The following is a 19,728-nucleotide window of genomic DNA, read 5'->3' on the forward strand; positions in this document are numbered from 1 at the left end:
AATAGTTGCCGTTAATGGCTGTTTTTTATATCAAATCATTATTAGGGAGGAAGAACTATGTCTATTATCGCCACCAAAGCCAAGAAAACCGCTGCCGTGCTACTCGCTGCAGCCACATTGATCGGTGCGGCTGCCTGCGGTTCCGCCAACTCCGGTTCGGCCGGCTCATCGAATGCCGCACAAAGCGAACTTGAGCAAATCAAGGCCAACGGCGAAATCGTCTTCGGCACCGAAGGTACCTACCAGCCGTTCAGCTACCATGACTCCGACAACAATGAGCTGGTCGGCTACGATGTCGAAGTGGCCCAGGCCGTGGCCAAGGAACTGGGTGTGAAGGCCAAGTTCGTGGAATCCAACTGGGATTCGCTGCTCGCAGGCCTTGACACCAAGAAGTTCGATACCGTGGCCGATCAGGTCACCCCGAACGATGAGCGCAAACAGAAGTATGATTTCACCGATTTGTACACCTATTCCGCCGGTGCCGTGGTGACCACCAAAGATGACAATTCCATCAAGCAGTTCTCTGATATCAAGGGCAAGAAGGCCGCCGAGACGCTGACCAGCAACTGGAATCAGACTGCACAAGACAACGGTGCCGAAATCGTGTCCATCAATGATTTCCCGCAGGCCGTGGATGCGTTGAGCTCCGGGCGCGCCGATGTGACCGTGAACGACAAGCTTGCCGTGCTCGATTATCTCAAGCAGAAGCCCGACGCGAACATCAAGATCGCCGCTACTTCCGAAACCACGCCCGCCGCCGCATTCCCGATTCGCAAGGGCGAGGACGATTTGGTCAAGGCCATCAACGATGCGCTTGCGAAGCTGCAGAAGGATGGCACGCTCAAGCAGTTGGGCGTCAAGTACTTCGGTCAGGACGTGTCCGTTAAGGAATGATTGCAGGAAGTTATCGTTGATGTCCGGCCTTCAATAGGTCGGGCATCAACTGGTTGAACGAACATACGCTAGGCGAACACTTCGAAGGCATAGGTGGCGGGAAGTCAAGCCACAAGCGAAACAAGCCACAAACGAAAGGACAATGAATCATCATGGATGATCGAATCATCGGCATCATCATTGATTCCATACCCAAACTGCTGATTCCCGGATTAACCGTCACAGTGCCGCTGACACTGATTTCCTTTGCCATTGGCTTGGTGCTGGCCATCGTGGTGGCAGTGGTTCGCGTGGCTCGTGTGCCCGTGGCCAGCCAAATCGTGCAGTTCTATGTGTGGGTGTTCCGCGGCACTCCGCTGCTGGTGCAGCTGTTCGTCATCTTCTTCGGCCTGCCGTCGATCGGCGTGGTGGTTCCGGCATTCCCCGCCGCCGTGATCGCGTTTTCGCTCAATGTTGGTGCCTACGCCTCCGAAACGTTGCGCGGCGCGATTCTTGCCGTGCCGCAGGGACAGATCGAAGCCGGTAAAACCGTGAATCTGAGCTATTTGACGATTATGCGCCAGATCGTATTGCCGCAGGCCTTCCGCTCGGCGTTCCCAGCATTGTTCAATTCGTTCATCGCGTTGGTCAAAGACACCTCGCTGGCCGCCAATATCACCGTGGTGGAAATGTTCATGAGCGCCCAGCGCATTGTGGCCACCACCTATGAGCCTCTGGTGCTGTATATCGAAGTGGGTGTGGTGTACCTGTTCTTCTGCACGTTGCTTACCGTGCTGCAGCATTACTGCGAACGCAGGCTTGCCGAGCATTTCTGATGGTTCCTGAGGAGCCTTCGAGCGATTCACTGCACCACACAGTATGATGGATGCTGTCAGGTCGCGGCGCAAAGTAGTGCCGCGGCAATAATCCCTCATCAGGAAGGGGAGGATATGTATTCGTCAGGTTCAGGAGGAGCGATCGGCTTGGTCGTGTTCCTCATCGTACTCGCCATTATTATTGTGCTGCTGGCCGCAGCGCTGTTCATCGTGCCGCAACAGCAGGCATACATTATCGAACGCTTCGGTAAGTTTAAGAGTGTGCAGTTCGCTGGCATTCATATTCGTATTCCCTTTGTTGATCGTATTGCGATGAAAACGAATATGCGCGTCAACCAGCTCAACGTGCAGCTGGAAACCAAAACACTCGACAACGTGTTCGTTACGGTTGTGGCCTCCACGCAGTTCCGTGTGAACCCCGAAAACGTGGCCACCGCCTACTACGAGCTGCGTGACCCGGCCGGCCAGCTGCGCAGCTACATGGAGGATGCTCTGCGAAGCGCCATCCCTGCGCTGACGTTGGATGACGCCTTTGCGCGCAAGGATGACGTGGCCTTCGATGTGCAGAAAACCGTGGGGCAGGAGATGGCCCGTTTCGGCTTCACCGTGGTCAAAACCCTGATCACTGCCATCGATCCTTCGCCGCAGGTCAAGAACGCGATGGACTCCATCAACGCCGCCCAGCGCGAAAAGGAAGCCACCCGTCAGCGTGCCGAAGCCCAGCGTATCCAGATCGAGACACAGGCCGCCGCCGAGGCTGAGAAAACCCGTCTGCAGGGTGAGGGCCAGGCAAACTACCGCCGTGAGATCGCCAACGGTATCGTCGACCAGATCAAGAGCCTGCAGGCCGTGGGCATGAACATCAACGACGTGAACAACGTGGTGCTGTTCAACCAGTATCTTGATGTGATGCGCTCGCTGTCTGAATCGAACAATGCGAAAACCGTGGTGCTGCCCGCCTCCACACCTGGCGGATACCAGGATCTGTATGAGCAGGTCACCAAGGCCATGCTTACCGCCAGCGAAGCGAAGTAACGATTATAAGGATTATCAGCAGGAAAGCCGGGTATCGATGAAATTTCATCGATACCCGGCCTTCCTTTTTATATGTCTGGTCTGTTGTCCGTATGCCTGCGGTGATACCTGTGATGCGATGGCAATCAGGCCGCCAAGAACTCCGGTATCGCCTCGGCTGCGGCATAACCCTTGCGATACATCATTTCCAGGCCTTCGAAATTCTTCGACAGCGTGTTCAAGCCGTACAGTTCTTCGGGCGCCAGAATCAGCACACGGCCCTCGGCCTCGGCCTGCTTGGCGAACTCCATCTCATCGTTATACGTCTTATAGCGTTCGCGCAGTCGTTCGGCCGCCGCTGGATATGTGCGCTCCAAGATCTTTGCGGGAGCAAGATCGCGGCGCTGCTCGCGCACCTGGTCGCGCGTGCGCGACAGAATCAGGATCACCTTGTCATAGCCGTCATCAAACGCTTTGGCCACCGGAATCGGGTCGGCAATGCCACCATCGAAATAGGGCACACCATCAACCACATACGGTTCGCAGGCCACCGGCACTGCCGAGGACGCCTTGACAATATCGAAATCGTCGTAACGGATGCGTGACTTGTCGAAGTACTTGGCGCTGCCATCCTCTGCATTGCACGCCACCACCGTGAACCCGGTCGGATTGGCCTGCAGCGCGGCATAATCCAGCGGGTATTCGCCGTCGTGGTTGGACAGGGTGCCATAGATATAGTCAAGATTCGCGAAATTATGGTTTCTAAAGAAGCTGTCGGCACTCGCGTATTCTTTGCGGAAGGCGTATTCCGTATAGAACTTGTGGTTGCGACCGTGCTGGCGGGCCAGGAACGATGTCATATTCGCCGCGCCTGCGGACACCCCATAGCACATGTCCACATCGATGCCGTCTTCAAGCATGCGATCCATGACACCGCAGCCGAAAATCGCGCGAAAACCACCGCCCACATCCACCATTGCCGTTGTACCGGTCATACCAAGCCCCTTTCGTAATATCAGTAGCCGAGCTTACGCGCCGTATACGGACAAGAAAGCGGACACCATGCGGCTGGCGTAATGGGGGAATTTAGCGTTCCAATAGTTGTTGGGACAAGGCGGCGATGCGCTCGGACGGGTCGGAATTGGCAAGCGTCACCGAACCGTCTTGCGTTTCCGGCGCGAGCTTGCCCAATGATTCCAGCACCACGGACAGGTGCCGCACCGTACCCTCATTGCCATCGATGATCGCTGCGGTATCAGGCAGCAGCTCACGGAAATAGTCGCGGTAGAACACGAAATGCGTGCAGCCTAGCACCACCGAATCAATACTGCTGAGATCGTATTGGTCGAAATAGCCATGCAGTGTGTGCATCACCAAATCATGGTCGGCAAGCCTGCCCGACTCCACCACATCCACCAAACCAGGGCACGGCTCCTTGAAAATCGTATGGTCCTGGTCGAAACGTTCCATCAGCGCGGCGAACTTGTGCTCGCGCAACGTTAGGGGAGTGGCCGCCACGATCACGCGCTGACGTTTGCCCTGCCCACGGTCGCAAGCCACCTTCAACGCCGGTTCCATGCCGATGATTGGAATATCGTAGGTGTCGCGCAAATCATTCACCGCCGCGGAGGTGGCGGTATTGCAGGCGATCACCACCGCTTTGACGCCTTGGCTGGCGAACCGCTCGACAATACGGAAGCTCAGTTCGCGCACCTGGGCTGGCGTTTTGGTGCCATACGGCGCATTGGCGGAGTCACCGAAATACAGCACGTGCTCATGTGGCATATCCTGCGCAATCTGGCGCACCACGGAAATGCCGCCCAAGCCGGAATCGAACACACCGATCGGTGCCGTGGAACTCATGCTAACCTCCTGCCAGCCATATATGCCGCACTCCACCCTACTCCATCGGGGAGGCGTCGTTGCGCTACAGGCGGCGGAGTAGTGTGAAAGTCATGAGCATTCCGCAACAAGTAACCAAAGTGCACGCCACCGGCAATGATTTCGTGGTGTATCTGGATCAAACCGGCCAATGGGAGCCCACGGGCGAAGAAATTCGTCTGCTGTGCGACCGTCATTTCGGCATCGGCGGCGATGGCCTGATCAGACTGACCAAGCCGGCTTTCGTCTCTGACTTGAGCGACAGCCAACGGCAGGAAGCACATGACGGCGGTGCCGAATGGTTCATGGATTATCGCAATGCCGATGGTTCATTGGCGGAAATGTGCGGCAATGGCACTCGCGCCATCACCTTGTTCGCCCAGCATGAAGGCGTGGCCGACGTCAATAAGCCCTTCCGACTCGGCACCCGTGCCGGCGTCAAAACCCTGACGCCGCACGGCAGCATGGCTCCCTATGGCGACAATGTGTTCCAAGTGGATATGGGTAAGTGGATCATCGGCGAAGACAACGCCTATGAGGTCACTATTCCCGGCACCAAGGGGAGCGCACGCGGCACCTTCGTGGATATGGGCAATCCGCATGTGGTCGCCGTCGTCGAAGATGCCTTCTCCACCCTGCCCACCGTTGAAGATTTGGATTTGGTCGTGAAGCCAGTCGTCAACCCCACCATCGAGACCGATCAGAACGTCGAATTCGTGCGCATCGACGACATCGACGAACAAACCGGCATTGGCGAGGCCACTATGCGCGTCAACGAGCGTGGCTGTGGCGAAACGCTTTCCTGCGGCACCGGCCTTTGTGCCACCGGCGTGGTGCTGCGCTCCAAAACCGGCATCGAGCACTGGGATATCACCGTGCGCGGAGGAACCCTGCGCGTGGATGTGAGCCAGCAGGATGTGAAGCTCACCGGTTCCGCTACCTTGGTGGGTGCAATCGAGCTGCTGTAATCTGTTGTAATGCAAACGCCGGCGGTATCGGCTTTTGTCTAACACACGTCAAAATATGTCAGGTTAGGCAGGGCCGGTACCGTCGGCGTTCGTATGAGATCGGCTGGGACTGGCTCTGAGTCCGGCCATCAGGCAAATAGGGCAGGGCCTTCGACGATAAGAATCAAGGCAACTAACGCCACAATCCACAAAGCGTCGAGCATCAGATCAAAACTCAGACGATAGTATTTGGTGAGCCCGGCCGGCACCGTGCCATTCCTGTTAACTGGCAGCTGCTGCACGGCCACGGTCGCATGGCTTAATGCCATGAACTGTATGGTGGTTGCGAACATCAGGGTCAGGCACCACGGGCACAAGGCGTGAATCACAAACAGTGACTGCGTGCTGAGCCAATACGAGTAAGCCAATGCGGCCAGACCACCCAGCCAAGTGCATGCGGCGAACCAGCGGGGCACACGCACCCGGCACATGCCGATCACCGCGATGGTCACAAACACCGATTCGGCGGCGATGCCGAAGAACGCGTTCGGATATGACAGTCCGCCGAACTTGATGATTTCCGCCTGCCATGACTGGGCCACCGCCGAACAGGAGACCACCGCATTCACATCGCAGTCGAGCGCCGCCTCTGGGTGACGCGCCAGCTGCAGGGTCTCCGCGGACAAAATGAATGAGGTGCCCAATGCCACCGCCGAGGCGATGAGCATAATTAGATACGTCCATACGGCACCATGACGCCATCCGCGTAACTGCTGCGGCTGGTCGATTTGGATATTAACGGTGCTGGCAGCGTTATCTGTAGTATCCGCCGATGCGGTATTCGTATGTTCGCGGGTCATCAATACCTCGAATCCATGCGCGAAGAGCATGTGCGATATGTGGCTGTATGTACGAGCTTCCACACTAGTCGCTGCGGCGTCCAGAAGCATTGCGCATGTGTTCAGTGGAGTGGCCTGTTCGCCACTGGCCGAAGCTTTGTGAACTGGCTTCGGAATCAGTTGCCGTCGGCAATATAAGATTGCGACTGACAACCCCGTGTGGATGGTCATATGACGGCGATGATAAGGCTACGATGGAATTATGAGAGCGTATGAGATGCCCGTGGCACCGCCCACCGTCGGGTGGGACATCCACTGCCACACTGCCTTTTCCGATGGCACGAAAACACCGGTCGAATTGGCCGAGGAATCCAAAGCGCTTGGATTGCATGGCATATCCATCACCGATCACGACACCACGGCGGGTTGGCATGAAGCCGAAGAGGGTGCCCGCAAAGTCGGACTGCCGTTGCTGCGCGGCAGCGAAATCACCGCGGACGACGAGCACGTGTCCGTGCACATGCTGGGTCTGCAATATGATCCGAATGATCAGCACATCATGGATCTGTTCGCCAATACCCGTGCGGCACGGCTCAAGCGCACGAAACACATGGTCGAACTGCTGAGCGAGGATTTCCCGATTACTTGGGAATCGGTGCTGGCGCAAATGCGCGAAAGCGGCAACACCACGGTGGGCCGCCCCCACATCGCCGACGCGCTGGTGGCTGCCGGCGTGTACGAGACGCGATCCGATGCTTTTGCCGGCGCAATCAGTGCCACGTCGAAATACTATATTCCCACGCCCTCGCCGACCACGCATGAAGTGGTCCGGGCGGTCAAGGGAGCGCACGGCGTGGTGATTATCGCCCATGCCGGAGATCCGAGCCGCAACAGTCGCCTGTTATCAGACAGCCAGATTGAGGCGCTGATCGACGAAGGACTTGACGGCTTGGAGGTATGGCATCGCGGCAATACGCCGGAGCAACGTGAGCGCTTGCTGGGCATCTGCGAGCACTATGATTTGCTGGTCACCGGCGGTTCCGATTGGCATGGAGCGGGCAAGCCGAATCTGTTGGGCGAAAACCTGACCGATGATGCCACTGTGGAAGAAATCGTGCGTCGCGGCGTGCTGCCGCTCTACCGCTGAAACGCCAAGGGCCTGTTGCAATCTGACGGTTGAGGTCAGAGCGCAACAGGCCCTTTGGCGATTATTGACGCTTATCGAGAATTAACGACGTGTGCGAGCAAGTCCGCCGTCACAGCGCGCCGAAACCGACGGCGTGCTTGGTTTCCGAGCCGATGATCGCATATCCAAGAGCATCGGCGGGCACGATAATATGACGGCCCTTGTCGTCGGTCAGGACGATCGGCTGATGGTTGGCCGTGGCCTTGGCGATGACGTCGCTCACCGCGTCGGCGGTGTCATCGGTGCTGAAGTTCACCGGTCGAGCCACATTCTGAATGCCCAGTTCGATATCCATGGGTTCCTCCCTGCCGCCCGGCGAATGAGCGGCGATTGATGGTTTGGTGCTCCGGTCGGGTGGCCGAAGCTGTTAATACGATTATGTGCGATGCGTTGCCTGGCAGCAGCGCATATGGCGCAAGTTACGCGCATGGCGTGCAAACTACACCATATGTGCGATTGTGGGCACAGCCATGTAGCGATTCCGCTGGTGAGCTTACTGGTGGGGCAGCGGATTGCCTTCGGCGTCGTAACCTTCCAGTCCGGCATGGGCGTCGCGCAGGGCACGCTCTTCGCGCTCCAATAGCGGAATCACCGTGGTTTCAGCCCAGGATGAAGCCGTTGAAGGCGTTTCACTCTCGCCGGTGTCATCATCCGAATCTGCCTGCTGAGTCTGGTTCACTTGGTTCGCTTGAACCGTGCGATTGCCAGCATTGGAGGATTGGCTGTTCGACTGGCTGGTGGAGCCGGTGATACCTGCCTCACGCTCATTCATTTCGATGAGCTCCTTGAGCGTAATCGTCACCGAGGAATGTGAGGAAACCGGCTGCGGAGACGTCGAGCCAGTGCTGGTGCCAGTGCCTGTGGCAGTCTGGCGATCAGCGGTCTGATCGGATACGGCGACACTCGCCGGCCGTGCCGCATGCTGGCGGTCAGCGGTGGCATCATTAGCATCCATGTCCACTTCTCCGGCGGCCACAATATGCGCCGAGCCAGTGCGATCCGCATCAGCTGCGGCATGGGAACCGGGTGCCTGCACATTGGCGACCGTGCTTGCGGCGGCACGACGACGCTCATCATCCTTCAGCAGCGTGCCAACGGTGATGGTGGAAGGGCCAGGAGTGGATGTATTGCCCGGCGTCTTGCCGGCAGCTCGGGCCGCAGCGGCAGCGGCAGGTGCCGGTGTTTCGCTGTCACGGTTGATCACGCCCAGCTGATGGGCCAATCGTTCGACCTGCGCCTTGAACTGCACGATTCGATCGTTATCGCCGCGGTTCAAGGCCTGAATGAATTCACCCACCTGCTCCATTTGCAGCCACAGATTGGCGCGCAACATAATCAGATCGTCCAAGCGCGAGCCCATCATGCGGCCATAGGCCGAAAGCACGGCATTGCGATGGGTTTCGTCCAGCTTGCCGAAAATCCACGCCAAATCGCGCGCCGGATCGTTGACCTGCATATCCTGCCAATTGGTTACGGCGGTGATGGTGGAACCGGAGAACAGAATGTCGCCATCCTGGAAGCCTCCATGCACCATGCAGGTGTTGAACGACCACAGGCCCTCGGTTTCGATAACGCGCGCCCAACTATTGGTGATTTCCGGCGGCACATGGCCGGCATCGCGCAGCCGCTTGATCCAAGCAGTCAGCTGCGCGTGAATCTGACCGGTGGTGAACATCGGGTATTTGGCGGCGGCCAAAAAGTTTGGCGGCAGACGATGAATCGCACCAAGCGCGGTGCCCACCGCCGTGCAATCATCCAACGTCAGCAGATCCAACGAACGTGCCTGCCCATCGCGATGCGCAGTAACTAGCACGGAAACCGCGCCCGTGGGGCTTGGCTTTGATGGGCGTTCGTCAGCAGACTGTTCGGCGGCCTGCTTGGCCTGCGCGGTGGTGAAGGCGCCGGGCTGGGGAGCGTTGCCGGCAACAAAGGCGATGACGCGATCCACGTCAAAACCAAGCACGCCCGGTTCCCTCGCTGCGGCAAGCGTTTGTGCTGCGCGAACGCGATTGGCCAGACGCTTGCGCCCCTCCGGGGTGTCGGTGGCATACACGTCGTACAGCTTGCCCGAAGCATCCTGTACCACGGCCAGATCAATGCCTTTGGCCTCGTCGGTGGCGTTGGCCTGAGCGCTGTCGCGCACGCCGGCCAGACCAAGGTTCGGCAGGACGGCCGAGGTCAACGCCGCCAGCATAAGATTGCTACGTTTCATCACCCTTCCACACTAATACATGCCCAGTGCCTGACAACGCAGCACAGGAAGGTTTTTGAACCGATGTGCCACAATGGAAGGCAATGCACACTACGGAAGGGACGGCAACCATGGCAGATTCGACCAGTTCGATCACTTCAGCCGGCCCTGTCGATCAGATGGTTCCTGATGGCGAAGCCGAGCCGAACGGCGAACGCAATGCCCCAACAATCGCAGGCGCAGGCAGCCCGCAGGACATTCTCGAAGGACTCGACGAACATCAGCGCAAGGCCGCGACCACATTACAAGGCCCGGTGCGCATTATCGCAGGCGCTGGCGCGGGCAAAACGCGCACGATCACGCGACGCATCGCCTACGCCTGCGCTACCAAGGCATGGAATCCCGAACGGGTGCTCGCCGTAACCTTCTCGGTGAAGGCCGCCGCCGAAATGCGCGCCCGCTTGGGCCAGCTCGGCGTCGGCGGCACGGCAGGAGGACCGGGCGTCACCGCAGCGACCTTTCACTCCGCAGCCCTACGCCAGCTCAATGGCGTGTGGGCGGATGTATGCGAAGCGCCCTTTCCTCATCTGATCGAAGACCAACGTGACACGGTGAGCCGAGCCATTACACGGGCCATCGGCAGAAGCGATATCGATCCGCTCATTGCACGCGACGTACTCGCCGAAATCAACTGGGCCAAAATCTCACTGATCGCCCGCGACGATTATGCACGCGTAATCTCGACGATCCAACGTCAACCACCGGCCGGACTGGACGCCGATCGTTTCGCCGACATCTACGATGCCTACGAACAGGAGAAAACCTCACGCGGCGAAATCGACTTCGACGACATCCTGCTGCTGGTATGCCATATCATGGATGATTTTCCCGAAGCCGCCGCACAAATCCGCTCCACCATCGGCTGGCTGACTGTCGACGAATATCAGGACGTTTCCCCTCTGCAGCATCGTCTGCTCACCCTATGGCTGGGCGGTGGCGGCAGTGAAGGCAAAGCCGTGATGAACCGCAACGTATGCGTGGTGGGAGACCCGGCCCAGACCATCTATTCGTTTGCCGGCGCATCCAGTTGGGATCTCCTGCGCTTCGCCGACGAATTCGGCCCGCTCGCCGCCGATGTGAATCTCAATACCGATTACCGCTCCACACCTCAGGTCGTCAGCTTGGCCAACCGGGTGCTCGCCGCCGCACCCAATCGCGAGGACTACCTCAAACTGGCCTCCGGACGCGAGCGTGGGGCGACAATCGGCCGCATCGCCTACGACACCGACCTTGACGAGGCACAAGGGGTGGCGGCTCGTATCGCACGCCTGGTCTCTGGCGGCGCAAAACCCTCCGACTGCGCCATTCTGACACGTATCAACGCCCAGCAGCCCATATTCGGCGCGGCATTGCGATCCTGCGGTCTGCGCTTCCGCGTGCGCAGGGACTCCGGTTGGCAGTCCAACGCGCTCGCCAACGAAGCCGCCACCAAACGTGCGCTGCTGGAAGCCATGGGACTGGATGCCTCCGGTGCTCGCGAAGGCGACGATCCCGGCGTCACCATCTCCACCATCCATGCGGCCAAGGGCCTGGAATTTAAGCATGTGTTCCTGATCGGTTGCTCCGAGGGACTATTGCCCTACGGTGCGCCGGAGCCGGGGGAGACGCTGGAAGAGGAACGACGGCTGATGTATGTGGGCATTACTCGTGCCGAAGATACGCTCACTCTTTCCTATGCCAAAACCAAAGACGGCTACGGCGCGCAGCAGCGTCGCCCCTCACGATTCCTGTAGGCCGGAACGTGCGAACGTGCACGATTGGGCGTAATTGGGCGCAACCGATCGCATAATCGGATATGCCGTGACGGTAAACAGGCAAGTCGAAGCTTGCGGATTGCTCCTGACCTTCGCCTAGAAGGCGACGAAGGAGACGGCGGAGAGGGTGAACAGGCTGACCACGGTGGTCACCAGCACGATGCCTGTGGCATATTCGGGGTTGTTGTGATGCTTTTCGGCAAGCATCGGCAGCGCGGCCATGGTGGGCAGACCAGCGGCGATGGTCACAACCTGCACCATCGCGGTGTCCAGCGCACCCAGTCCGATCAGCGGCGGCACGAACGTCAGCAATGCCCAGAAGCCAATCGGGAACGCCAGCAATCGCACCAGCATGCCGACATAGAAATCGGGGTATTTGAGCACACCCTTCCAGTCGCGCAGGGCAAGCAGACCGCCGATGTAGATCATCGACAGCGGCGTGGAGGTGGAACCGACGCTGTGCATGGGACTGAGCAGATCATCGGGAATTTGGATGCCGATCAGAATCGCCAGCACCGCGATCGTGACACCGACCAGTGGCGGATTGATCAGGCTTTTGAGCCGGGCCGTCCAATTCTTCGCCGGGCTATCATCCATCGGCGTGGATCGATCTTCGACACGTTTGCAAATCGCCGCACCATATGTCCACAGCACCACCTGATCAATGATGGACATCAGCGCGAAATACAACGCTCCTCTCTCGGGGAAGACGGCCAGAATAATCGGCAGGCCAATGAATCCGCCGTTGCCGAAGATGAATGCGGCTTGGAAAATGCGCCCACGATTGACTTCGAGATGCATCAGGTGCGCTAGGAGACGGAAAATCACAATCAGCAGCGCGTACATCAGGCTCATCATCACCAGAATCGCACCAGAATCGATCAGATCGTGACGTGTGGCACCGGCCACGGCATTGGAGAAAACCATCAGCGGCAGCGTGGCCTTGAGAATCAGGTTGCAGATGCCGCTTAATGCCTGCTCGCCCAGCACCTTCGCCCTGACACATATGAAGCCGACGACCATCATCACACCCATGCCAATCAACTGGTCAAGCACGATGCGAAACTGTTCCATACCCCTGCGGCTCCCTGACTTCCTACGCGTACAACAAACGGGTCGCGGAAGCCCGGCAGGCTTTCCGCCGAAGCGAGTCTACCTGCGGGGCTTGCTGCGACCCGTTTTCATCCCAAATGACGGCTGGCTACTCCAGATTGGCGTGGAATTCCCACAAAGAGTCAAGATCGATGTTGCGTTCACGCACCAGCGACATGGCGATAGCGTCACCGACAAGCAGCAGGGACTGTTCGAACAGGCTGGTCATCGGCTGCTGACTCGGTTTGGTGCCGCTGCCGGGCTTGCCCGCTGCCGGCACATGAACGAATAAATCGGTGAACTGTGTCATCGGACAATCCTCCACAATGCCGATGCGAGCCACTTTGGCACCAAAGCTCTTGGCTTTGCCAGCGATGAACAGCGGGAATCCGGTTTTGCCTGAACCGGAGCCGACGATGAGCAAATCTTTATCGCAGATGGCAGGCTCGGTAATCTGCCCGACCATCACGGTGTCAACTCCCAGATGTGCCAAACGTTTGGCGATGGCCTCGAGGGCAAGTTCGACGCGTCCGACACCCACGAAAAATACTTTGCGTGCGTTGAGGATCATAGTGGTGAGGCGGTCGATTTGCTGCTCATCCACGTGCGCGAGCACGTCGGCGAGTTCGGAGACGATGATTTTCTCGCAGTTGCGGAAAGAAGAAGTGGCGGTGGTTTCAAGGGTTTGGGTCATGATGGTGTCCTTATTGATGTGATGAATTGTGTTGGCATGCCACGGAATATGGCGAAATGCAGTCTGAATGTATGGAAATGAATTGCAGGTGTGCAGGCGCGTAGGCGGGTGCGGGCGCGTGTGCGATATCCAGTCAGCGGGGATTGGCCGGCTTCTCGCCAGTGGATGCTTCATAGGCATCCAAGGTCATTCCCCATGCCTTACGAATGTCGGGGTCGCGCTTGAAGATGCCGGTGTTGCCGAGCACGAAGGTGTTCGCACCGGCCTCGCGCATGGCCTTGAAGTTCTTTTCGTTGCAGGAGCCATCAATCTGGATTTCGTAGTTCAACCCATGCGTGTCGCGGAACTGTGCCAGTTGTTCGATCTTTCGCAGTGTCTCTGTGATGAGCGGCTCTCCGCTGTAGCCAATCTCCACGGTCATCACGGTGACGAGATCCACGCGTTCCAACAACATTTCGCATTCGGCGAAGGAGGTCAGGGGATTGACGGCGATGCCGGCACCGCATCCGTTCTCTCGGATGATGCGCAACGTGCGGAAAGCATGCGCGCCAAGGGATTCAACGTGCGGGGTGAGCATGGTTGCGCCTGCTGCCACCAGCTGATCGATCCAATGATCGGGGTCGGTAACCATCATGTGCACTTCGTTGCGCAGGGTGCTCAACGGCAGGATCTGTTCGATCCAGGACGTGCACAGGCCCATGCTGGGGGAGAAGTGCCCATCCATGATGTCGACATGGTAGGTGTCGGCCACGGTATTGAGGTATTCGACCTGCGGAGCGGGATTGCGGAAGTCGGAGCAATACAGGGAGATGGCAAAGTGGGGTGCGGAAAATGGTGCGCTCATGAGGTGTCCTATCGTCGTTGAAGGTGTGGGTTGTGGCGTTTTTGGGTGTGTTGAGCCGAGGGTGCGGCGAATCATCGCTCACCCTTGTTGGCGGGGGATTGGAGTTTGCTGGTCAGTTGATGCTTCGCACGGCGATGCCCATGGCGGTCAGCGCGTCAATGCAATCAGGCGTGCCGAGCGTCACGATGACGTCCAGCGCGTCGCAGCCGGCGATGCGGTAGGTGGAGATGCGCTTGAATTTCTCTGGGGTGATGAGGCTCATGACTTTCACGCCCGCGCTGATGATTGCGCGCTTGGTTTCGGCGGATTCCAGATACGGTGTGGTGATGCCATGCTCCGCGTCGATGGATGAGACGCCAAGCAGCACTAGGTCGCAGTGCAGTTGCTTGATGGCGGTGAGCGCCGTCGATCCGACTGTTTCCTTGGACTTGTGGTTCATGGTGCCAGGCAGCATGTTCACTTCGACCTTGTTGTAGTCGCTCATCCACAGGGCGACGGCAGGACTGTTGGTGATCACCGTGCCCTCCCAGTCGTGCGGGAAGGTCTGCGCGGCTAGGTAATTGGTTGAGCCGCCATCGATGAAAACCACACGGTTCTCGCAGATTTCGTCCATCGCGGTGGCGGCGAGACGTTTTTTGACGTCCGCGCCCACGTCGACGCGATTTTCAAACCGGGCCAGTTCGGTATCGGGCTTGATCGCACCGCCGTGCACGCGTTGCACCGCTCCCATATCGTCGAGTTCCTGCAGATCCTTACGCAGGGTGGCTTCGGTAACGCCGATGTGTTTGGCGTAATCGGTGACGACGATACGGCCGTTGGTTTCAATGGCTCGCAGAATTTGCGCCTGTCGTTCCGCCTTCATCATTGTCGTTGCCTTTCCTGATTCGGGTACCGCATTGGTTGGATTTGTCTGAAGCTCATCATACCAGCGTTGTTTTCGTTTTCTTTTGTTACTGCATTTTCTTTATCACTTTCCTTTCGTTTCGTGTTGACAACTATCGTATCCTTGTGTTATAACTTTGTCAACAAGCAAAACGAAAGAATTCAGAAGTAAAACGAAAGCCTTCGCAAAGCTTGGGTGAAGAGGCGACACGCCCGGTCGGCACCAACCGCGCGGAAACGAAACGCCGAATCAATACACCATAATGAAAACCAACCGATGTAACGAACACAGCAGTTCAGAAAGGCAAGGTCCGCTATGAAGCGCTCCGAGATCAACGCCACCATCAAGCAGTTCGAAGAACTTCTCGATAAGTACAAGTTCCGCATCCCTCCGTACTTGTCCTTTACCCCCGAACAGTGGGCTGAAAAGGGCGAGGAATGGGATGAAGTGCGTGACAACGCTCTTGGATGGGATATTACCGACTATGGCGAAGGAGACTTCGAACACAAGGGATTGGCCCTCATCACCTTGCGCAACGGCAATGTGAACAACAGCAAGTACACCAAGGTCTACGCCGAGAAGATCATGATGTCCATGCCCGGCCAGGTCTCCCCGATGCACTTCCACTGGAACAAAATGGAAGACATCATCGTGCGCGGAGGCGGCACCGCCGTCTTCCACCTGTACAACGCCGATCCCGAGACTGAGGAGCGGCTCGATACCCCGGTGCTGGTTTGCCGTGACGGACGTCGCTATTATGTGCCGGCCGGCGAGGACATCGAGCTCAACGAGGGCGAGTCCCTGACCTTCTACCCGTACACCTACCACGAGTACTACATCAAGGAAGACTCCGTGCCCACTTTGGTCGGCGAGGTTTCCATGTCCAACGACGACAATACCGACAACCGCTTCTACGAGCCGGTTGGCCGCTTCCCCGAAATCGAGGAGGACGAGCCCGCCTACCGTCTGCTGTGCAACGAATATCCCGCTGCGGCCAAGAACTGAAAACGGGCCGTCTTTCCGCACCATGATTATCGCCACGGGCGAATCAATGTGAGATTCGCCCGTCGCTTCTTAAGTTTTTTTTTATTCCAATGCTTCCAATGCAAGGATCTCCTATGCCTCAATCCACTCCTTCCGTCGTCACCATCGGTGAATTGCTGTGGGATATGCTGCCCGACGGCAAGAAACCGGGTGGCGCACCAGCTAATTTCGTTTATCATGCCGCCTGCAACGGCGTGGCCGCCACAGCCGTCACCGCCGTGGGCAATGATGATCTCGGCCGCGAGCTCGTCTCCCTGCTTTCCGACAACGGCGTGAATGTCTCTGCTGAGGTCAACGATTATCCGACCGGCATCACTTCCGTCAGTCTGGATGCCAACGGCGTGCCCGAATACGACGTGGTACGCGGCGTGGCATGGGACCACATCGCATTCACCGATGAGGTGCGTGGGCTTGTCGAACAAGCCGACGCCATCTGTTACGGCAGTATCGCCGCACGCGAGCCGCAGGGCACTCGCGACGCCATCTACGCGATGATCGACGCCGCACGCGCCGATGCCGTACGGTTTTTCGACATCAACATCCGATCCGGCTTCGTTGACAAAGAGGTTATCTCGCGTTTTCTGGATGGTGCGACGATCCTCAAAATCAATGACGAAGAACTGCCCGTTGTCGCGCGGTTGTTCGGCATCGACATGCCTGACGAAAGCATCAGTGGACAGCAGGAAGTGATGCGCGAGCTGCGCGATCGATTCGGGCTCGACGTCATCATCCTGACCGCCGGTGCCGCATACAGCATCGTGATGGGGCATGACGAAACCTCGATCCTGCCCACGCCGAAGGTTGAGGTTGCCGACACCGTGGGCGCGGGAGACTCCTTCTCCGGCGCTTTCCTGGCCTATTTGCTGCGAGGCTACGATCTGGCCACCGCGCATCGGCGTGCGGTCGAAGTCTCCGCGTTCGTCTGCACCTGCTCCGGTGCATGGCCTGCATATTCCGACGCGCTCAAGGAGGAACAAGCATGACCGGGTGCAACATGACATCAGACGTTTTGAACGCCTCCAGTATCAAGGCAAACGGTGAAGCCCCTTCACGGCGCACGACCATGCTCGCGCATATGGGTTCGCTCCAGCAGGCCGCCTATGTGCGCCCGATTGAATATCGAGAAGGTCGTGCACATGGGCTGGGTGCCATTGAAGTCAAGAACGGACCACTCAGGTTCGTGTCGATGAGCGACAAGGCCCTAGACGTCTGTGAATTTGAATATCGTGGCGAAAACCTCACCTTCTTGTCCAAGCCGGGATTGAACGGGCGCAACCAGTTTGATACCAACGGACAGGAGGCACTGCGCTCGATTATGGGCGGGCTGTTCTTCACCTGCGGCTTCGAAAACATCTGCGGTCCTCACACCACTCCGGAAGGGTCCCAATATCCGGCCGGTGACTATCCGATGCATGGCCGCATCCGCACCACACCTGCTGAGCATGTGCGTGCCGACGCCCGCTGGGAAGATAACGAGTATGTACTCGAAGTCTGCGGCGAAATGCGCGAAGCCGAACTGTTCGGTGAGAACATGGTGCTACGGCGTCGAATCACTTCGCGATACGGCACGGCGTCGATTACCGTCGAGGACGAAGTGACCAACGAATCGTTCCGCAGCGAACCGTTGATGTGGATGTATCACTGCAACTTCGGTTGGCCGTTGCTTGGCGAAGGGGCCCAAGTGGTGATCCCTAGTCGCAAGGTCACGCCGCGCGATGAAATAACTGCCGCCGATACCACGGTCTGGCATGAAATCGGTGCGCCGGTGCCCAACAAGCCCGAAAGCGTGTATATTCACGAGCTTGCCGCCGATGAGCAAGGTCACAGCTTTGCTGCAATAGTCAACCGTGCGCTGGGCCTTGGCGTCGTGATCGACTTCAACATCAAGCACTTCCCACATTTCATGGAATGGAAGTCAATGGGTGCGGGCGACTATGTGGTTGGTCTCGAGCCTTCGAACTCTTCTGTCTATGCGCGGCAATGGCATGAGCAACGCGGCGACCTGCATATGCTGGCGCCGCAGGCCAGCGAACGTAAAACCCTCACTTTCACCGTCATCGAAGGCGAAGCCGCCATTGATGCACTTATCGCGCGCTGTGACGCACTGCTCGCGTAATAATTCCCCTCATCTTTTCTTTCAACGAAGAAGGACCAATCATGTCTGACGACATCAAAACCAAGCGTGCCCTTGTGCACCGTCTTGCCCTGTGTGCCGCTCTCGGCGGCCTGCTGTATGGCTATGATTCCGCCGTCATCAATGGCGCTACCGCAGCCATCACCTCTGATTTCGGTGCCACCGAAGCTATCCTCGGCCTTGCCGTCGGTTCTGCACTGATCTCCGGCGGCGTTGGTGCCCTACTATCAGGGCGCATTGCTGACAAAATTGGGCGCGTACCCATGATGAAGATCGCGGCCATACTGTTCCTCGTATGCGCATTAGGTTGCGGATTCGCCGTAAACATCGGCATGCTGGTTGCCTTTCGTGTGCTTGGCGGCTTTGCGGCCGGTATCGCCGCAATGGTCGCGCCCGTGTATATCGCGGAGATCTCACCCACTGACGAACGCGGAGTGCTCGGTGCGTTGCAGCAGCTCGGCATTGTGGTCGGTATTTTCGTATCTCTATTGGTCAACGCCCTGCTCGTGCGCATTTCCGGCTCCGCCAGCGTGGCGCTGGGACCATTGCTGACTTGGCAATGGATGTTCATGTGCATGGCCGTGCCGGCAATCATCTATTTCCTGCTGGCGATGACCATACCCGAATCGCCTCGTTATCTCGTGGCACAAAACCGGGATGCAGAAGCCGCCAGTGTGCTGGAGCGCATCAGCGTCGATCCTTCTGCCGTATCCGACCAAATCGGGCGCATTCGTTACTCGCTCGGCATCGATCATCGGCCTTCGTTCCGTGACCTGGTCACGCCGCTTGGACGTTTGAAGCCCATCGTATGGGTGGCCATCGGTTTCATGATTCTGAACCAGTTCACCGGCATTAACGTGATCTTCTACTATTCGAATGCCCTGTGGAGCGCAGTGGGCTTTACAGAACAGGATTCTTTCACCATCACTGCCATTACCTCGTTGATCAATATTGCCGCCACTTTGATCGGCATGACCTTGGTTGATCGTGTCGGACGTCGTCCTCTGTTGCTTGTTGGTTCGATCGGCATGGCAATCGCTCAAGGCGGACTTGCAGTCATCTTTGGTACAGCACCGATGGTGGATGGCTCGCCGGTACTCGCCGGTGCTGCGGGACCCCTGGCCTTGGTATGTGCCAACGGTTTTGTGCTTGCCTTCGGCATCACCTGGGGTACCGTATCGTGGGGCATGCTCTCTGAGATGTTCCCCAATGCCATGCGTTCCGCAGGCATGAGCGTGGGCACGGCCGTGCAATATACTTCGAACTTCGTGGTCACTGTCTCGTTCCCCGTGCTGCTGAGCCTGAATGTGGGACTCGTCTACGGTTTGTTCGCCTTCTTCGCCCTCGTCTCGTTCTTCTTTGGCTTTACTTTCATGAAGGAGACCAAGGGAGTCGCTCTGGAGGATATGAAGGACTGATTCGAACTGTTTTTCGCCGGGGTCGGGTGCCGATCCCG

General features: G+C 57.9%; 19 protein-coding genes. 10 read left to right on the forward strand and 9 right to left on the reverse strand.

Annotated elements, in window-relative coordinates; genetic code table 11:
- The first annotated feature begins 57 nt into the window (after positions 1–57).
- The 3 genes from G1C95_RS00355 to G1C95_RS00365 all read left to right on the forward strand — a co-directional run bounded on the left by G1C95_RS00355 (position 58) and on the right by G1C95_RS00365 (position 2,744).
- The gene (locus tag G1C95_RS00355; protein ID WP_169170971.1) at positions 58–894 is read left to right on the forward strand and encodes an amino acid ABC transporter substrate-binding protein; all 837 of its coding nucleotides are present in this window, start codon (positions 58–60) and stop codon (positions 892–894) included.
- Positions 895–1,046: 152 nt separating this feature from the next.
- A complete protein-coding gene (locus G1C95_RS00360) occupies positions 1,047–1,709 on the forward strand; it encodes an amino acid ABC transporter permease (protein WP_169170972.1) in 663 nt (220 codons plus the stop codon).
- 114 nt (positions 1,710–1,823) lie between these two features.
- Positions 1,824–2,744 carry an SPFH domain-containing protein gene (locus G1C95_RS00365; RefSeq protein ID WP_169170973.1) on the forward strand — a complete coding sequence of 307 codons (921 nt, stop codon included), beginning with the start codon at positions 1,824–1,826 and terminating at the stop codon, positions 2,742–2,744.
- A 125-nt stretch (positions 2,745–2,869) separates the two neighbouring features.
- Here the strand turns inward: G1C95_RS00365 and G1C95_RS00370 are convergent, their stop codons facing one another.
- Positions 2,870–3,718, reverse strand: a complete 849-nt coding sequence (locus G1C95_RS00370; RefSeq protein WP_169170974.1) for a patatin-like phospholipase family protein — start codon at positions 3,716–3,718, stop codon at positions 2,870–2,872.
- 91 nt (positions 3,719–3,809) lie between these two features.
- Positions 3,810–4,586, reverse strand: a complete 777-nt coding sequence (murI, locus tag G1C95_RS00375; protein ID WP_169170975.1) for a glutamate racemase — start codon at positions 4,584–4,586, stop codon at positions 3,810–3,812.
- A 92-nt stretch (positions 4,587–4,678) separates the two neighbouring features.
- On the opposite strand from murI, the gene dapF reads away from it, so the two are divergent.
- On the forward strand, positions 4,679–5,572 hold the full coding sequence (dapF, locus tag G1C95_RS00380) for a diaminopimelate epimerase (protein ID WP_169170976.1): 894 nt from the start codon (positions 4,679–4,681) through the stop codon (positions 5,570–5,572).
- A gap of 128 nt (positions 5,573–5,700) precedes the next feature.
- On the opposite strand, the gene G1C95_RS00385 is transcribed toward dapF, so the two are convergent.
- Entirely contained in the window at positions 5,701–6,279 is a 579-nt protein-coding gene (locus tag G1C95_RS00385) for a vitamin K epoxide reductase family protein (protein ID WP_417852241.1), read from the reverse strand.
- Positions 6,280–6,652: 373 nt separating this feature from the next.
- Between G1C95_RS00385 and G1C95_RS00390 the strand changes: the two genes are divergently transcribed.
- A complete protein-coding gene (locus G1C95_RS00390) occupies positions 6,653–7,537 on the forward strand; it encodes a PHP domain-containing protein (protein ID WP_240947352.1) in 885 nt (294 codons plus the stop codon).
- 109 nt (positions 7,538–7,646) lie between these two features.
- Here G1C95_RS00390 and G1C95_RS00395 read toward each other — a convergent pair whose 3' ends face one another.
- Together G1C95_RS00395 and G1C95_RS00400 are read right to left on the reverse strand one after the other, a co-directional pair.
- The gene (locus G1C95_RS00395; RefSeq protein WP_169170978.1) at positions 7,647–7,871 is read right to left on the reverse strand and encodes a DUF3107 domain-containing protein; all 225 of its coding nucleotides are present in this window, start codon (positions 7,869–7,871) and stop codon (positions 7,647–7,649) included.
- A 198-nt stretch (positions 7,872–8,069) separates the two neighbouring features.
- Complete coding sequence (locus G1C95_RS00400; protein WP_169170979.1) at positions 8,070–9,788, reverse strand: phosphotransferase; 1,719 nt, start codon at positions 9,786–9,788, stop codon at positions 8,070–8,072.
- A 158-nt stretch (positions 9,789–9,946) separates the two neighbouring features.
- On the opposite strand from G1C95_RS00400, the gene G1C95_RS00405 reads away from it, so the two are divergent.
- Positions 9,947–11,560 carry an ATP-dependent helicase gene (locus tag G1C95_RS00405; protein ID WP_169171474.1) on the forward strand — a complete coding sequence of 538 codons (1,614 nt, stop codon included), beginning with the start codon at positions 9,947–9,949 and terminating at the stop codon, positions 11,558–11,560.
- A 117-nt stretch (positions 11,561–11,677) separates the two neighbouring features.
- Here G1C95_RS00405 and G1C95_RS00410 read toward each other — a convergent pair whose 3' ends face one another.
- From G1C95_RS00410 to G1C95_RS00425, 4 genes are all read right to left on the reverse strand, one after another.
- Positions 11,678–12,655: an AEC family transporter gene (locus tag G1C95_RS00410; RefSeq protein WP_169170980.1), complete on the reverse strand. Its 978-nt coding sequence runs from the start codon at positions 12,653–12,655 to the stop codon at positions 11,678–11,680.
- A 127-nt stretch (positions 12,656–12,782) separates the two neighbouring features.
- Positions 12,783–13,367 (reverse strand): 6-phospho-3-hexuloisomerase, encoded by a 585-nt coding sequence (gene hxlB, locus G1C95_RS00415; RefSeq protein ID WP_169170981.1) that lies wholly within the window; start codon positions 13,365–13,367, stop codon positions 12,783–12,785.
- Between the two features lie 133 nt (positions 13,368–13,500).
- The gene (locus G1C95_RS00420) at positions 13,501–14,211 is read right to left on the reverse strand and encodes a beta/alpha barrel domain-containing protein (protein ID WP_169170982.1); all 711 of its coding nucleotides are present in this window, start codon (positions 14,209–14,211) and stop codon (positions 13,501–13,503) included.
- 112 nt (positions 14,212–14,323) lie between these two features.
- Positions 14,324–15,076, reverse strand: a complete 753-nt coding sequence (locus tag G1C95_RS00425) for a DeoR/GlpR family DNA-binding transcription regulator (RefSeq protein WP_169170983.1) — start codon at positions 15,074–15,076, stop codon at positions 14,324–14,326.
- A 333-nt stretch (positions 15,077–15,409) separates the two neighbouring features.
- On the opposite strand from G1C95_RS00425, the gene G1C95_RS00430 reads away from it, so the two are divergent.
- From G1C95_RS00430 to G1C95_RS00445, 4 genes are all read left to right on the forward strand, one after another.
- Positions 15,410–16,099: a D-lyxose/D-mannose family sugar isomerase gene (locus G1C95_RS00430; RefSeq protein ID WP_169170984.1), complete on the forward strand. Its 690-nt coding sequence runs from the start codon at positions 15,410–15,412 to the stop codon at positions 16,097–16,099.
- Positions 16,100–16,212: 113 nt separating this feature from the next.
- Positions 16,213–17,121 carry a carbohydrate kinase family protein gene (locus G1C95_RS00435; RefSeq protein WP_169170985.1) on the forward strand — a complete coding sequence of 303 codons (909 nt, stop codon included), beginning with the start codon at positions 16,213–16,215 and terminating at the stop codon, positions 17,119–17,121.
- Positions 17,118–18,254, forward strand: a complete 1,137-nt coding sequence (locus tag G1C95_RS00440; RefSeq protein ID WP_240947353.1) for an aldose 1-epimerase family protein — start codon at positions 17,118–17,120, stop codon at positions 18,252–18,254. Before G1C95_RS00435 ends, G1C95_RS00440 begins: the two co-directional genes overlap by 4 nt.
- A gap of 41 nt (positions 18,255–18,295) precedes the next feature.
- Positions 18,296–19,690 carry a sugar porter family MFS transporter gene (locus tag G1C95_RS00445; protein ID WP_169170986.1) on the forward strand — a complete coding sequence of 465 codons (1,395 nt, stop codon included), beginning with the start codon at positions 18,296–18,298 and terminating at the stop codon, positions 19,688–19,690.
- Positions 19,691–19,728 lie beyond the last annotated feature (38 nt).

The organism is Bifidobacterium oedipodis (assembly GCF_012932425.1).
In the GTDB taxonomy this organism is placed as follows: Bacteria; Actinomycetota; Actinomycetes; order Actinomycetales; family Bifidobacteriaceae; genus Bifidobacterium; species Bifidobacterium oedipodis.

What these genes read in the sequence shown, in the direction of transcription:
- G1C95_RS00355 (WP_169170971.1), top strand. Translation starts at nt 58, where the DNA reads ATGTCTATTATCGCCACCAAAGCCAAGAAAACCGCTGCCGTGCTACTC.
- G1C95_RS00360 (WP_169170972.1), top strand. Translation starts at nt 1,047, where the DNA reads ATGGATGATCGAATCATCGGCATCATCATTGATTCCATACCCAAACTG.
- G1C95_RS00365 (WP_169170973.1), top strand. Translation starts at nt 1,824, where the DNA reads ATGTATTCGTCAGGTTCAGGAGGAGCGATCGGCTTGGTCGTGTTCCTC.
- G1C95_RS00370 (WP_169170974.1), bottom strand. Translation starts at nt 3,718, where the DNA reads ATGACCGGTACAACGGCAATGGTGGATGTGGGCGGTGGTTTTCGCGCG.
- murI (WP_169170975.1), bottom strand. Translation starts at nt 4,586, where the DNA reads ATGAGTTCCACGGCACCGATCGGTGTGTTCGATTCCGGCTTGGGCGGC.
- dapF (WP_169170976.1), top strand. Translation starts at nt 4,679, where the DNA reads ATGAGCATTCCGCAACAAGTAACCAAAGTGCACGCCACCGGCAATGAT.
- G1C95_RS00385 (WP_417852241.1), bottom strand. Translation starts at nt 6,279, where the DNA reads ATGCTCATCGCCTCGGCGGTGGCATTGGGCACCTCATTCATTTTGTCC.
- G1C95_RS00390 (WP_240947352.1), top strand. Translation starts at nt 6,653, where the DNA reads ATGAGAGCGTATGAGATGCCCGTGGCACCGCCCACCGTCGGGTGGGAC.
- G1C95_RS00395 (WP_169170978.1), bottom strand. Translation starts at nt 7,871, where the DNA reads ATGGATATCGAACTGGGCATTCAGAATGTGGCTCGACCGGTGAACTTC.
- G1C95_RS00400 (WP_169170979.1), bottom strand. Translation starts at nt 9,788, where the DNA reads ATGAAACGTAGCAATCTTATGCTGGCGGCGTTGACCTCGGCCGTCCTG.
- G1C95_RS00405 (WP_169171474.1), top strand. Translation starts at nt 9,947, where the DNA reads ATGGTTCCTGATGGCGAAGCCGAGCCGAACGGCGAACGCAATGCCCCA.
- G1C95_RS00410 (WP_169170980.1), bottom strand. Translation starts at nt 12,655, where the DNA reads ATGGAACAGTTTCGCATCGTGCTTGACCAGTTGATTGGCATGGGTGTG.
- hxlB (WP_169170981.1), bottom strand. Translation starts at nt 13,367, where the DNA reads ATGACCCAAACCCTTGAAACCACCGCCACTTCTTCTTTCCGCAACTGC.
- G1C95_RS00420 (WP_169170982.1), bottom strand. Translation starts at nt 14,211, where the DNA reads ATGAGCGCACCATTTTCCGCACCCCACTTTGCCATCTCCCTGTATTGC.
- G1C95_RS00425 (WP_169170983.1), bottom strand. Translation starts at nt 15,076, where the DNA reads ATGATGAAGGCGGAACGACAGGCGCAAATTCTGCGAGCCATTGAAACC.
- G1C95_RS00430 (WP_169170984.1), top strand. Translation starts at nt 15,410, where the DNA reads ATGAAGCGCTCCGAGATCAACGCCACCATCAAGCAGTTCGAAGAACTT.
- G1C95_RS00435 (WP_169170985.1), top strand. Translation starts at nt 16,213, where the DNA reads ATGCCTCAATCCACTCCTTCCGTCGTCACCATCGGTGAATTGCTGTGG.
- G1C95_RS00440 (WP_240947353.1), top strand. Translation starts at nt 17,118, where the DNA reads ATGACCGGGTGCAACATGACATCAGACGTTTTGAACGCCTCCAGTATC.
- G1C95_RS00445 (WP_169170986.1), top strand. Translation starts at nt 18,296, where the DNA reads ATGTCTGACGACATCAAAACCAAGCGTGCCCTTGTGCACCGTCTTGCC.